The organism is Streptomyces sp. NPDC002520 (assembly GCF_053595235.1).
Map to the genome: position 1 here is coordinate 143834 of NZ_JBSFXG010000020.1, position 12134 is coordinate 155967.

General features: G+C 70.9%; 8 protein-coding genes and 1 riboswitch. Of the genes, 5 read left to right on the top strand and 3 right to left on the bottom strand.

Annotated features, from left to right (window positions below):
* Positions 1-11 precede the first annotated feature (11 nt).
* From nuoL to recQ, 4 genes are all read left to right on the top strand, one after another.
* Positions 12-1907: an NADH-quinone oxidoreductase subunit L gene (nuoL, locus tag ACWD5D_RS26305; RefSeq protein ID WP_451375201.1), complete on the top strand. Its 1896-nt coding sequence runs from the start codon at positions 12-14 to the stop codon at positions 1905-1907.
* Positions 1908-1912: 5 nt separating this feature from the next.
* Positions 1913-3484 (top strand): NADH-quinone oxidoreductase subunit M, encoded by a 1572-nt coding sequence (locus ACWD5D_RS26310; RefSeq protein ID WP_451375202.1) that lies wholly within the window; start codon positions 1913-1915, stop codon positions 3482-3484.
* Positions 3481-5130, top strand: coding sequence for an NADH-quinone oxidoreductase subunit NuoN (gene nuoN, locus ACWD5D_RS26315; RefSeq protein ID WP_451375203.1), 1650 nt, complete (start codon positions 3481-3483; stop codon positions 5128-5130). The genes ACWD5D_RS26310 and nuoN overlap by 4 nt, the downstream gene beginning before the upstream one ends.
* Before the next feature lie 192 nt (positions 5131-5322).
* A complete protein-coding gene (gene recQ, locus ACWD5D_RS26320; RefSeq protein WP_451375240.1) occupies positions 5323-7320 on the top strand; it encodes a DNA helicase RecQ in 1998 nt (665 codons plus the stop codon).
* A 95-nt stretch (positions 7321-7415) separates the two neighbouring features.
* Here recQ and ACWD5D_RS26325 read toward each other — a convergent pair whose 3' ends face one another.
* Positions 7416-8354: a M56 family metallopeptidase gene (locus ACWD5D_RS26325; RefSeq protein WP_451375204.1), complete on the bottom strand. Its 939-nt coding sequence runs from the start codon at positions 8352-8354 to the stop codon at positions 7416-7418.
* A gap of 159 nt (positions 8355-8513) precedes the next feature.
* Positions 8514-9731, bottom strand: a complete 1218-nt coding sequence (gene fahA / locus ACWD5D_RS26330) for a fumarylacetoacetase (protein WP_451375205.1) — start codon at positions 9729-9731, stop codon at positions 8514-8516.
* Between the two features lie 397 nt (positions 9732-10128).
* On the opposite strand from fahA, the gene ACWD5D_RS26335 reads away from it, so the two are divergent.
* Positions 10129-10944 (top strand): HAD family hydrolase, encoded by an 816-nt coding sequence (locus ACWD5D_RS26335; RefSeq protein WP_451375206.1) that lies wholly within the window; start codon positions 10129-10131, stop codon positions 10942-10944.
* 33 nt (positions 10945-10977) lie between these two features.
* Here the strand turns inward: ACWD5D_RS26335 and ACWD5D_RS26340 are convergent, their stop codons facing one another.
* On the bottom strand, positions 10978-11466 hold the full coding sequence (locus ACWD5D_RS26340; protein ID WP_451375207.1) for a transglycosylase SLT domain-containing protein: 489 nt from the start codon (positions 11464-11466) through the stop codon (positions 10978-10980).
* A gap of 4 nt (positions 11467-11470) precedes the next feature.
* Positions 11471-11668: riboswitch (cyclic di-AMP (ydaO/yuaA leader) on the bottom strand.
* Between the last annotated feature and the right edge of the window lie 466 nt (positions 11669-12134).

The window sequence follows — 12134 nt, forward strand, 5'->3', positions numbered from 1 at the left end:
TCGGAAGAATCGTGGACAACCTGATCGCGCTGCTCATCGCGGCGCCCCTGCTCGGAGCGGCCGTCCTCCTGGTCGGCGGCCGGCGGCTGGACGCCGTCGGCCACTGGATCGGCACCCTGCTGTCGGCCTCCTCCTTCGTGGTCGGCCTGATCCTCTTCGCCGACCTGCTCGGCAAGGACGCCGAGCGCCGCACCCTGACCCAGCACCTGTGGACGTGGATCCCGGTCGGCGGCTTCCAGGCGGACGTCACCTTCCGCCTGGACCAGCTGTCGATGACGTTCGTCCTGCTGATCACCGGCGTCGGCTCGCTGATCCACCTGTACTCGGTCGGGTACATGGAGCACGACGAGCGCCGCCGCCGCTTCTTCGGGTACCTGAACCTGTTCCTCGCGGCGATGCTCCTGCTCGTCCTCGCCGACAACTACCTGCTGCTGTACGTCGGCTGGGAGGGCGTCGGTCTCGCCTCCTACCTGCTGATCGGCTTCTGGCAGCACAAGCCCAGCGCCGCGACGGCCGCGAAGAAGGCCTTCCTGGTCAACCGCGTCGGCGACATGGGCCTGTCGATCGCGATCATGCTGATGTTCACCACCTTCGGCAGCTTCGCCTTCGGCCCGGTCCTCGGCCACACCGGCGACACCTCCGAGGGCAAGCTCACCGCGATCGGCCTGATGCTGCTGCTCGCCGCGTGCGGCAAGTCGGCCCAGGTACCGCTCCAGTCCTGGCTCGGGGACGCCATGGAGGGCCCGACCCCGGTCTCGGCCCTGATCCACGCCGCGACCATGGTGACCGCGGGCGTCTACCTGATCGTCCGCTCGGCCGCCATCTTCAACGCGGCCCCCGACGCCCAGCTCGCCGTCACCGTCGTCGGCGCCGTCACGCTCCTCTTCGGTGCGATCGTCGGTTGCGCGAAGGACGACATCAAGAAGGCGCTGGCCGGCTCGACCATGTCGCAGATCGGCTACATGGTGCTGGCCGCGGGCCTCGGCCCGATCGGCTACGTCTTCGCGATCATGCACCTGGTCACGCACGGCTTCTTCAAGGCCGGGCTCTTCCTCGGCGCCGGTTCGGTCATGCACGGCATGAACGACGAGGTCGACATGCGCCACTACGGCGGTCTCAGGAAGTACATGCCGGTCACGTTCGTCACGTTCGGCCTCGGCTACCTCGCCATCATCGGCTTCCCGTTCCTGTCCGGCTTCTACTCCAAGGACGCCATCATCGAGGCGGCCTTCGCGAAGGGCGGCACCCAGGGCTGGATCCTCGGCGGTGTGGCCCTGCTGGGCGCCGCCATCACCGCGTTCTACATGACGCGCGTGATGCTGATGACGTTCTTCGGCGAGAAGCGCTGGCAGCCCGACGCCGAGGGCCACGAGCCGCACCCGCACGAGTCCCCGAACGTCATGACCATCCCGATGATCGTCCTCGCGGTCGGGTCGGTCGGCGCGGGCTTCTTCTTCCACCTCGGCGACCGCTTCGTCAACTGGCTGGAGCCCATCACCGGGCACAGCGAGGGGAACTCCCCGGTCAGCGCCTGGACCGTGACGGGCGCGACGCTCGTCTGCCTGGTCGTCGGCGTCGGCCTCGCCTACGCCATGTACGGGCGCAGGCCCGTCCCGGCCGTCGCCCCGCGCGGCTCCCTGCTCACCCGGGCCGCCCGGCGCGACCTGCTCCAGGACGACTTCAACCACGTGGTCCTGGTGCGCGGCGGCGAGCACCTCACGCGCTCCCTGGTCTACGTCGACCACACCCTGGTCGACGGCGTCGTCAACGGCACCGCGGCCGGCTTCGGCGGCCTGTCCGGGCGGCTGCGCCGGATCCAGAACGGCTTCGCCCGCTCCTATGCGGTCTCGATGTTCGGCGGTGCCGCACTCCTGGTCGCCGTGACCCTGCTGATGAGGGCGGTCTGATACCGATGTCCTTTCCTCTGCTGACAGCGACGGCGGTGCTCCCGGCCATCGGGGCCATCGCCACGGCCGCCGTCCCGGCCCGGCGGCGCACCGCCGCCAAGTGGCTGGCGCTGCTGGTCTCGCTCGCCACACTCGCCCTGGCGATCATCGTCCTGGTCCGCTTCGACCCGGGCGGCGCCCGGTACCAGCTCACCGAATCCCACGCCTGGATCGCGGAGTTCGGGGTCCGTTACGAACTGGGCGTCGACGGCATCGCGGTGGCGCTGGTCGCGCTGACCGCCCTGCTGATCCCGTTCATCGTCCTCGCGGGCTGGAACGACGCCGACCCGCTGGAGACCGGCAGCCGCCGCTGGCGTCCCACCCAGGGCTTCTTCGCCCTGATCCTGGCCGTCGAGGCGATGGTGATCATCTCCTTCGAGGCCACCGACGTCTTCGTCTTCTACATCTTCTTCGAAGCCATGCTCATCCCGATGTACTTCCTCATCGGCGGCTTCGGGGACCGTGCCCACGAGCACGGCGAGGCGGCGGCGTCCACGCAGCGGTCGTACGCGGCCGTGAAGTTCCTGCTCTACAACCTGGTCGGCGGCCTGATCATGCTGGCCGCGGTGATCGGCCTCTACGTGGTCGCGGGGAACTTCAGCCTCCAGGAGATCGCGCTGGCCCGCGCGAACGGCTCGCTGCACATGGCGACCAGCACCGAGCGATGGCTCTTCCTCGGCTTCTTCTTCGCCTTCGCGGTGAAGGCGCCGTTGTGGCCGCTGCACACCTGGTTGCCCAACGCCATGCAGGAGTCCACCGCCCCGGTCGCCGTCCTCATCACCGCGGTCGTCGACAAGGTGGGCACCTTCGCGATGCTCCGCTTCTGCCTCCAGCTGTTCCCGGAGGCGTCGAAGTGGGCGACGCCCGTGATCCTCGTCCTGGCGCTGATCAGCATCGTCTACGGCGCACTGCTCGCCGTCGGCCAGCGCGACATCAAGCGCCTGGTGGCCTACGCGTCGATCTCCCACTTCGGCTTCATCATCATGGGCATCTTCGCGATGACCAGCCAGGGCCAGTCCGGCGCCACGCTCTACATGGTCAACCACGGCATCTCCACGGCCGCGCTGATGCTGGTCGCCGGCTTCCTGATCTCCCGGCGCGGCTCGCGGCTCATCGCCGACTACGGCGGTGTGCAGAAGGTCGCCCCGGTGCTCGCCGGCACCTTCCTGATCGGCAGCCTCGCCACCCTCTCGCTGCCCGGCCTCGCGCCGTTCGTGAGCGAGTTCCTGGTGTTGGTCGGCACGTTCACGCGCTACCCGGCGATCGGCATCATCGCCACCTTCGGCATCGTCCTCGCCGCGCTCTACACCCTCGTCCTGTACCAGCGGACGATGACGGGCCCGGTGAAGCCGGAGGTCTCCGCGATGCCCGACCTCCGCGCGCGTGAGCTGGTGGTCGTCGCCCCGCTGATCGTGCTGCTGATCTTCCTGGGCGTCTACCCGAAGCCCGTCACGGACATCGTCAACCCGTCGGTCAAGCAGACCATGTCCGACGTACACAAGACCGACCCCAAGCCCTCGGTGGAGGCGGCCAAGTGAGCGCAACAGCCGTCCACAGCCTGTGGACAACCGCGGCCGAGCCGATCTCGAAGATCCCGGCACCGAAGATCGAATACGGGCAATTGTCGCCGACCCTGATCGTCGTCGGTGCGGCGCTGGTCGGCGTGCTCGTCGAGGCGTTCGTCCCGCGCAGGTCCCGCTACTACGCGCAGGTCTTCGTCTCCGTCGTCGCGCTGTGCGCCGCGTTCGCCGCGGTCGTCGCCCTCGCGGCCGGCGGGTACGGCACCACGAAGGCGCACATCGCGGCGATGGGCGCGATCGCGGTCGACGGGCCGTCCCTGTTCCTCCAGGGCACGATCCTGCTGGCCGGTCTCGTCGGCCTGTTCACCTTCGCCGAGCGGCGCCTGGACCCGGCGGCGCACGGCAACCGGGTCGACTCGTTCGCCGCGCAGGCCGCGTCCGTGCCGGGCAGCGACAGCGAGAAGGCGGCGGTGAAGGCGGGCTTCACCACCACCGAGGCCTTCCCGCTCCTCCTCTTCGCGGTCTCCGGCATGCTGGTCTTCACGTCGGCCAACGACCTGCTGACCCTCTTCGTGGCTCTGGAGGTCTTCTCCCTCCCGCTGTACCTGCTGTGCGCGCTGGCCCGCCGCAAGCGGCTGCTGTCGCAGGAGGCCGCGGTCAAGTACTTCCTGCTCGGCGCGTTCGCCTCGGCGTTCACGCTGTTCGGCATCGCCCTGCTGTACGGCTACGCGGGCTCGGTGTCGTACGCGCGCATCGCGCAGGTCGTCGACGGCTCGGTCACCGACGTCGACCCGGCGCTCGCGGGCACGATGGGCAACGACGCGCTGCTGCTCATCGGCGCCGCCCTGATCGTGATGGGCCTGCTGTTCAAGGTGGCCGCGGTGCCGTTCCACATGTGGACGCCCGACGTCTACCAGGGCGCGCCGACCCCGGTGACCGGCTTCATGGCGGCGGCGACGAAGGTCGCGGCGTTCGGCGCGCTGCTGCGCCTGCTTTACGTCGTCCTGCCCGGGATGCGCTGGGACTGGCGGCCGGTCATGTGGGCCGTCGCGATCGTCACCATGCTGGGCGGCGCGATCCTCGCGATCACGCAGACCGACATCAAGCGGCTGCTGGCGTACTCGTCCATCGCGCACGCCGGGTTCATCCTCGCGGGTGTCATCGCCACGTCGAAGGACGGCGTCTCGTCGGTCCTGTTCTACCTGGCCGGCTACTCCTTCGTGACGATCGGCGCCTTCGCCGTGGTCACGCTGGTGCGCGACGCGGGCGGCGAGGCGACCCACCTGTCCAAGTGGGCCGGCCTCGGCCGCCGCTCCCCGCTGGTCGCGGCGGTCTTCGCGGTGTTCCTGCTGGCCTTCGCCGGCATCCCGCTGACCTCCGGCTTCGCCGGGAAGTTCGCCGTGTTCAAGGCGGCGGCGGACGGCGGTGCGGCCCCGCTGGTCGTGGTCGGTGTGATCTCCTCGGCGATCGCCGCGTTCTTCTACATCCGCGTGATCGTGCTGATGTTCTTCAGCGAGCCGAAGCCGGAGGGTCCGACCGTGGCCGTGCCCTCACCCCTGACGATGGCGACGATCGCCATCGGCGTGGCGGCGACGCTGGTGCTCGGTGTGGCCCCGCAGTACTTCCTGCACCTGGCGAACCAGGCGAGCGTGTTCGTGCGCTGAGCCCCTCCGGGTCCCTCGCGGCGGGCCCCGGTTCCTTCAGGGAGCCGGGGCCTTCGCGCGTCGTCAGCCCGGTGCTCCGGCCGGGAGCAGCGGGCCGGAACCCTCCTCGGCCTGTGGACAACTCCGGGGCTGTCGGTGGAGACCCCTATCGTTGAGGCAGTGGTCGAGGGACGACGTACGGGAGACACGACGATGCGCGGGACGGGCGTGATCAAGGAGATGGCAGAGGCGGCAGAGAGCGAGGCGCTCGCCACACTGCACCGGGTCTTCGGGTACGAGGCCTTCCGCGGTGAGCAGGAAGCGATCGTCGAGCACGTGGTCGGGGGCGGCGACGCCCTCGTCCTGATGCCGACCGGTGGCGGCAAGTCGCTGTGCTACCAGATCCCGGCCCTGGTCAGGCCCGGTACGGGCGTGGTGGTCTCCCCGCTGATCGCGCTCATGCAGGACCAGGTGGACGCCCTGCGGGCCCTCGGTGTGCGGGCCGGCTTCATCAACTCCACGCAGGACTTCGACGAGCGGCGCGTGGTCGAGGCCGAGTTCCTCGCCGGCGAGCTGGACATGCTGTACCTGGCCCCGGAGCGGCTGCGGGTGGAGGCCACCCTGGACCTGCTCTCCCGCGGCAAGATCTCCGTCTTCGCGATCGACGAGGCGCACTGCGTGTCCCAGTGGGGCCACGACTTCCGCCCGGACTATCTCGCGCTGTCCCTGCTCGGCGAGCGCTGGCCGGACGTCCCCCGGATCGCTCTCACGGCCACGGCCACCCACGCCACCCACCAGGAGATCACCCAGCGCCTGAACCTGCCGACGGCCCGCCACTTCGTCGCCAGCTTCGACCGGCCCAACATCCAGTACCGGATCGTCCCCAAGGCCGACCCCAGGAAGCAGCTGCTCGCCTTCCTGCGGGAGGAGCACGCGGGCGACGCCGGCATCGTGTACTGCCTCTCGCGCAACTCGGTGGAGCGCACGGCCGAGTTCCTCAGCGCCAACGGCGTCGAGGCGGTGCCCTACCACGCGGGCCTGGACGCCGGCACGCGCGCGGCCCACCAGTCCCGGTTCCTGCGCGAGGACGGCCTGGTCGTGGTCGCGACCATCGCGTTCGGCATGGGCATCGACAAGCCGGACGTCCGCTTCGTCGCCCATCTCGACCTGCCCAAGTCGATCGAGGGCTACTACCAGGAGACCGGCCGCGCGGGCCGCGACGGCCTCGCCTCCACCGCCTGGATGGCCTACGGCCTCAACGACGTCGTGCAGCAGCGCAAGCTGATCCAGTCCGGCGAGGGTGACGAGGCGTTCCGTCGCCGGGCCGCCGCCCACCTCGACGCGATGCTCGCCCTGTGCGAGACCGCCGGGTGCCGGCGCGGCCAGCTGCTCGCCTACTTCGGCCAGGACGCGGAGACCTCGGGCTGCGGCAACTGCGACACCTGCCTCACCCCGCCGGAGACCTGGGACGGCACGGTCGCCGCGCAGAAGGTGCTGTCGACGGTGGTACGGCTGCAGCGGGAGCGCGGGCAGAAGTTCGGCGCCCTGCAGATCGTCGACATCCTGCTCGGCAAGCGCACCGGCAAGGTGATCCAGTTCGACCACGACCAGCTGTCCGTCTTCGGCATCGGCCAGGACCTCACCGAGGGCGAGTGGCGGGGCGTCGTCCGGCAGCTGCTGGCCCAGGGGCTGCTCGCGGTCGAGGGGGAGTACGGCACGCTGGTGCTCACCGGGACGAGCGGCGCGGTGCTGCGCAGCGAGCGGGAGGTGCCGCTGCGCAAGGAGCCGAAGAAGCCGGCCGTGTCCCGGCCCGGTTCCGGTTCCGGTTCCGGCGCGGGCTCCGGCCGGGGCGGTGGCAAGGCCAAGGCCGCAGCGGTCGAGCTGCCCGAGGAGCTGCTCCCCGCCTTCGAGGCGCTGCGCGTCTGGCGCACCGGGCAGGCCCGGGAGCAGGGCGTCCCGCCGTACATCATCTTCAACGACGCCACCCTGCGCGCGATCGTCGCCCGCATGCCGGGCTCGGTGGGCGAACTGGCCACGGTCAGCGGGGTCGGCGAGAAGAAGCTGGCGACGTACGGCGAGGAGGTCCTCGCCGTGCTCGCCTCCCTGGACGGCTCCGCGACGGCCGCCGGCGAGCCGCCCGCCCCCGGTGAGTCACCCGAGGACGACTGGCCCGGGCCGGGGGACGAGCCGGAACCGGAGGACTGGGTGTAGCGGCTCGGCGCCGACCGGATGGACACCCGCTCCGGATGGACAGCCGCTCAGGACCGACTGGGCGCACTGGCCCGGGGGCGGCTGGACGCAGCGGCTCAGGACAGCGCCTGGAGTCCCGGGGCGAACGTGATGAGCAGCGGCAGCAACGGCACCAGCGCCGCCACCGTCGTCGTCAGCGCCCGGTGTCGGCGCAGCAGCCGCGGCGGCGGCTCCAGAAGGCGGTCGACACGCTCGCCGAGGAGGCGGCGGCTGGAGGCGCAGGACAGGACACCGCGGTGCTGGTTCAGCTCGATCAGGGCGAGGGCGGTGGTGAGGTGGCCGCAGCGGCGGGAGGCGGTGTCGTCGGCGGCCAGTTCGACCAGCCGGTGCGTCTGGTCGCAGAAGTGGGCGAAGAGCGGGACGCGCGGGAAGCCGGTGGCGAGCGCGGTGGACAGATGGAGCAGCCAGTCGTGGTGGGCGCGGGCGTGACCGCGCTCGTGGGTGAGGACCGCGTCCAGCTGGTGGTCGGTCAGGCGCTGCAACGCCCCTGTCGTCACGACCAGTTGGGGCGGGTGGCCGGGCATCCACCAGGCGTCCGGGTACTCGTCCTCGAGCACCAGCATCGGCCCGCGCGTCGCGGGCAGCCCCGCGGGCAGGTCGGGGGCGCGTTCGCGCAGCTCGGCCCGGGCCCGGCCGCGGCGCCGGCGCACCTCGGTCACCTCCCGGGCGAGCATCGCGGTCGTCCAGGCGGCCCCGCAGGCCAGCAGCACGGTGAGGGCGGAGGCCCACACCGGCGCGGTGGAGAGGTCGTACGCGGCGGTGACGGCGGGCGGCGCGGGGGCGAACACCCGGTCGCGGACGGTGTGGAAGACGGCCGCCGTGCCCAGCACCAGCGCGGTCAGGCAGCACAGCAGGACCGTGGCGACCAGGCACTGCCACACCCACAAGGCGACCACGGGGTCCCGCTCGGGCCACACCGCCCGGGTCAGCGCGCGCGGCACCGGTACGGCGGCCGTCAGGCCGACGACGCTCAGCAGGAGCAGGCAGACGGTCATGCCGGGGCTCCGGTTCCTGGTCGGAGAGGTGTGCGGGGCAGGTGGTGCGGGTGACGCGCCGAGGGCGCGTCGCATGGTGCGTGTCCCGCCAGTATGACGGGGACACGCACCACGCGTCAGGTGTCCGGCGCCGATCGCGTCCGCCCGACGGCTCCCGGCTCAGCCCGACACGATGCGCCCGCTGACCTCTCCCAGACCGACCCGACTCCCGTCCTCGCCGGGTGCCCACGCCGTCATCGTGACCACGTCGCCGTCCTCCAGGAACGCCCGCTTGCCGTCGGGGAGTTCGAGCGGGTCGCGGCCGTTCCAGGTCAGTTCCAGCAGCGAGCCGCGCTGGTTCTCCGCCGGGCCGCTGACCGTGCCTGAGCCGTACAGGTCGCCGGTGCGCAGCGAGGCCCCGTTGACCGTCATGTGGGCGAGCTGCTGGGCGGCGGTCCAGTACATGGTGGAGAACGGCGGCTCGGACACCACCTGGCCGTTGATGGCGACGGAGATCCGCAGGTCGTAGCCGCCGGGCTCGATCCCGGGGGCCGAGTCGTCAAGGTAGGGCAGCAGCGGGTGCGTGCGCTCGGGCGGTGCCGTGCGCGCGTGCTCCAGCGCCTCCAGCGGGGTGATCCACGCCGACACCGAGGTCGCGAAGGACTTGCCGAGGAACGGGCCGAGGGGGACGTACTCCCAGGCCTGGATGTCCCGCGCCGACCAGTCGTTCAGCAGGCAGAGCCCGAAGACGTGGTCCCGGAAGTCGCCGAGCGCGACCGGTTGGCCCAGCGCGGAGGGCACACCGACCACGAAGCCGACCTCCGCCTCGATGTCGAGCCGGACGGAGGGGCCGAAGACGGGGGCCGGGTCGGCGGGGCCCTTGCGCTGCCCGGAGGGCCGTACGACGTCGGTCCCCGAGACAACGACCGTGCCGGCGCGGCCGTGGTAACCGATCGGCAGGTGCTTCCAGTTGGGGGTGAGGGCGTCCTCGGCGTCCGGGCGGAAGATCTGGCCGACGTTCCGGGAGTGGTTCTCGGAGGAGTAGAAGTCGACGTAGTCCGCCACCTCGAAGGGCAGGTGGAGCCTCACCGAGGACAAGGGGTGGAACAGCGGCTCGATGGCGGACCGGTGGGAGGGCACCGTCACCCACGCCGTCAGCGCGCGCCGCACGTCCGACCAGGCGGTGGGCCCGGCCGCCAGCAGCGCGTCCAGGGTGGGCCGGGCGAGCAGGGAGACGTACGGGGAGCCGAGTTCGGCGGCCGCGGCGCCCGCGTCGAGGACGTGGTCACCGAGCCGGACGCCGACCCTCCGCTCCGCGCTGCCGGAGGGCGAGAACACGCCGTAGGGAAGGTTGTGCGGACCGAAGGGGTCGCCCTCGGGGACGTCGAAGGGGGGCATGGGGTACTGCCTCGCTCTCATCCGGGCCATGCATGGCGCTGTGTTCCATGTGGTCGCGCCACACGTTACGGCTGAGGTGCGGGTCTTGGGCAGTGCCTCCAGGGCTGCCCCGGCGGTGTCTCAAGAGTTCGCGATGTCCGAATAGGCCTTGCCGGAGGGCCACAGACCTCCGCGTCCTTCAGCCCTCGCGTCCTTCAGACCTCCTCGGCCGCCCGCTGCCACTCCAGGCCCCCGCGCCCGTCGTCCGTCACCACGCCCGCCCCCGCTCCGTCACATCGCCTCGCGCACAACGTAACGCCCGCCACGGACAAGCCGGGCCGCACGTGGGACCCGGCGGCGCACAAGTCCGGTGACCACGCGGTGAGTCGAGGGTGTGCGCGGTCCGTATTCTCTGATCATGGCCGCACCTCCTCCCGCGTACTCACTGATCGCCACCGACCTGGACGGAACGCTGCTGCGCGGCGACGACACCGTCTCCGACCGGTCGCGTGCCGCGCTCGCGCGGGCGGCGCGCGCCGGTGCGAGCCATCTGGTGGTGACGGGGCGCCCGGTCCCGCGGGTACGGCCGCTGCTGGACGTCCTCGGCTCCACCGGGCTCGCGGTGTGCGGGCAGGGCGCGCAGGTCTACGACGCCGGGGCCGACCGCCTCCTGTGGTCGGTCAGGCTGGACCGGGAACTGGCCGAGGTCGCGCTCGGCAAGATCGAGGCCGAGGTGGGGCAGGTGTACGCGGCCGTCGACCAGGACGGGGTGGACGGGCTCACGCTGATCGAGCCCGGGTATCTGATGCCGCACCCGACCCTGCCCGCCGTGCGGGTCGGCCGGCGCGACGACCTGTGGTGCGAGCCCATCAGCAAGGTGCTGCTGCGCCATCCCGGGCTGTCCGACGATGAGTTGGCGGAGGTCGCGCGCGCGGTGGTGGGCTCGCTCGCGACAGTCACGATGTCGGGGCCGGGGACCGTGGAGCTCCAGCCGTGCGGTGTCACCAAGGCGACGGGCCTCGCGCTGGCCGCCGGGCATCTCGGGGTCCTCGCCGAACAGGCCCTCGCCTTCGGCGACATGCCCAACGACATCCCCATGTTCGACTGGGCCGCCCGCGGTGTCGCCATGGCCAACGCCCACCCCGAACTCAAGGCCGTCGCCGACGAGGTCACGAAGTCGAACGAGGACGACGGCATCGCCGTCGTCCTCGAAAGACTGTTTCCGGTCGGCTGACCGGAGGCTCAGCAGGGCCTGCCGCTGTGTGGATCAGTAGGCGCCGTTGACGTTGTCGATCGACCCGTAGCGCGCGGCCGCGTAGTTGCAGGCGGCCGTGATGTTCGCGACCGGGTCGTAGGGGTCGTAGGCCGTGCCCGCCACGTGGTAGGTGTTGAAGGTCGGGTCGATGACCTGGAGCAGGCCCTTGGACGGGATGCCCTTGGCGGCGTTGGAGTCCCAGAGGTTGATGGCCTTCGGGTTGCCCGACGACTCACGCATGATGTTGCGGTAGATGCCGTTGTACGTGCCCGGGATCTTCTTCTCGCCCATGATCGCGAGCGACTCGCGGATCCAGCCGTCGAGGTTGTTCGGGTACCCGGCGAGGGTCGTGGACGGCGTGGAGGTGGTCGAGCCGGCGGCCGAGGCAGTGGTGGCGCCGAGGATCGGAAGGGCGAGCACGGCGGCGCCGGTACCGGCGACGGTGAGCGTGCGGAAGAGGCGGGTCGAGCGGGTGCGGCGGAACTGAGCGGCAGCGGGCATGGCGTTGTCCTCTCCGGCGCCTGCGAGGTGAGCTGTCGGGTTCGGGCGGGGAGGTGCCCGGCCGCGCCGCCAGGCCCGTTGGGCACTGGAGGTGGTGCGACTTCACCCCTAGCCGTTCCGGTGCGACATGTGCCGACCGGTCCGGCGACTTCCCTGGGTCCCCCGCTCCTGCCGTACGAAATGAGTTCGTCGAGTGGGTGGTGTCAGACGCGGCAGGATTCGGCGTCCGTCTGACGGCCCGGAACGTATGCGAGAGCACATGTCCGGAACAAGTGGTGGATTCACATGAAGTGGTAGTTGACCTTGGAATGTGCCAATTGGGGTAATTGATCCTTTGCGGTTGCCAATACTCAACTGCCCGATGGGGCAAGGCGGGAGGGGTGGTCGGGTCGGTGGGGTCGCCGAGGGGGGTGAGTGACCCAATTCACGAAGCGGCAAATTCCGCAAAACCAGACATAGGGGATTAACGGGATTCGCGCTCAATGAGGTCATTGGAGGGTTTCTGTCCCCTTGGGTCCGGAACCTCTGGGGCGGTGTACTTCGCCGAAGGGGGGTGAGGCGGTCTCCGGATCGCCTCCGGGGTGCGGCTTCGAGGTCTGTGGAGCCGCCTTCGGGCTCGCTCCCGGAGTCGCACTCGGGGGCGTCGAACGCGCGCACGGTCGGCGTGG

Excerpts from the sequence above, each read along its gene's own strand:
- recQ (WP_451375240.1), top strand. The coding sequence starts at position 5,323 with ATGCGCGGGACGGGCGTGATCAAGGAGATGGCAGAGGCGGCAGAGAGC.
- fahA (WP_451375205.1), bottom strand. The coding sequence starts at position 9,731 with ATGCCCCCCTTCGACGTCCCCGAGGGCGACCCCTTCGGTCCGCACAAC.
- ACWD5D_RS26325 (WP_451375204.1), bottom strand. The coding sequence starts at position 8,354 with ATGACCGTCTGCCTGCTCCTGCTGAGCGTCGTCGGCCTGACGGCCGCC.
- ACWD5D_RS26340 (WP_451375207.1), bottom strand. The coding sequence starts at position 11,466 with ATGCCCGCTGCCGCTCAGTTCCGCCGCACCCGCTCGACCCGCCTCTTC.
- ACWD5D_RS26335 (WP_451375206.1), top strand. The coding sequence starts at position 10,129 with ATGGCCGCACCTCCTCCCGCGTACTCACTGATCGCCACCGACCTGGAC.
- ACWD5D_RS26310 (WP_451375202.1), top strand. The coding sequence starts at position 1,913 with ATGTCCTTTCCTCTGCTGACAGCGACGGCGGTGCTCCCGGCCATCGGG.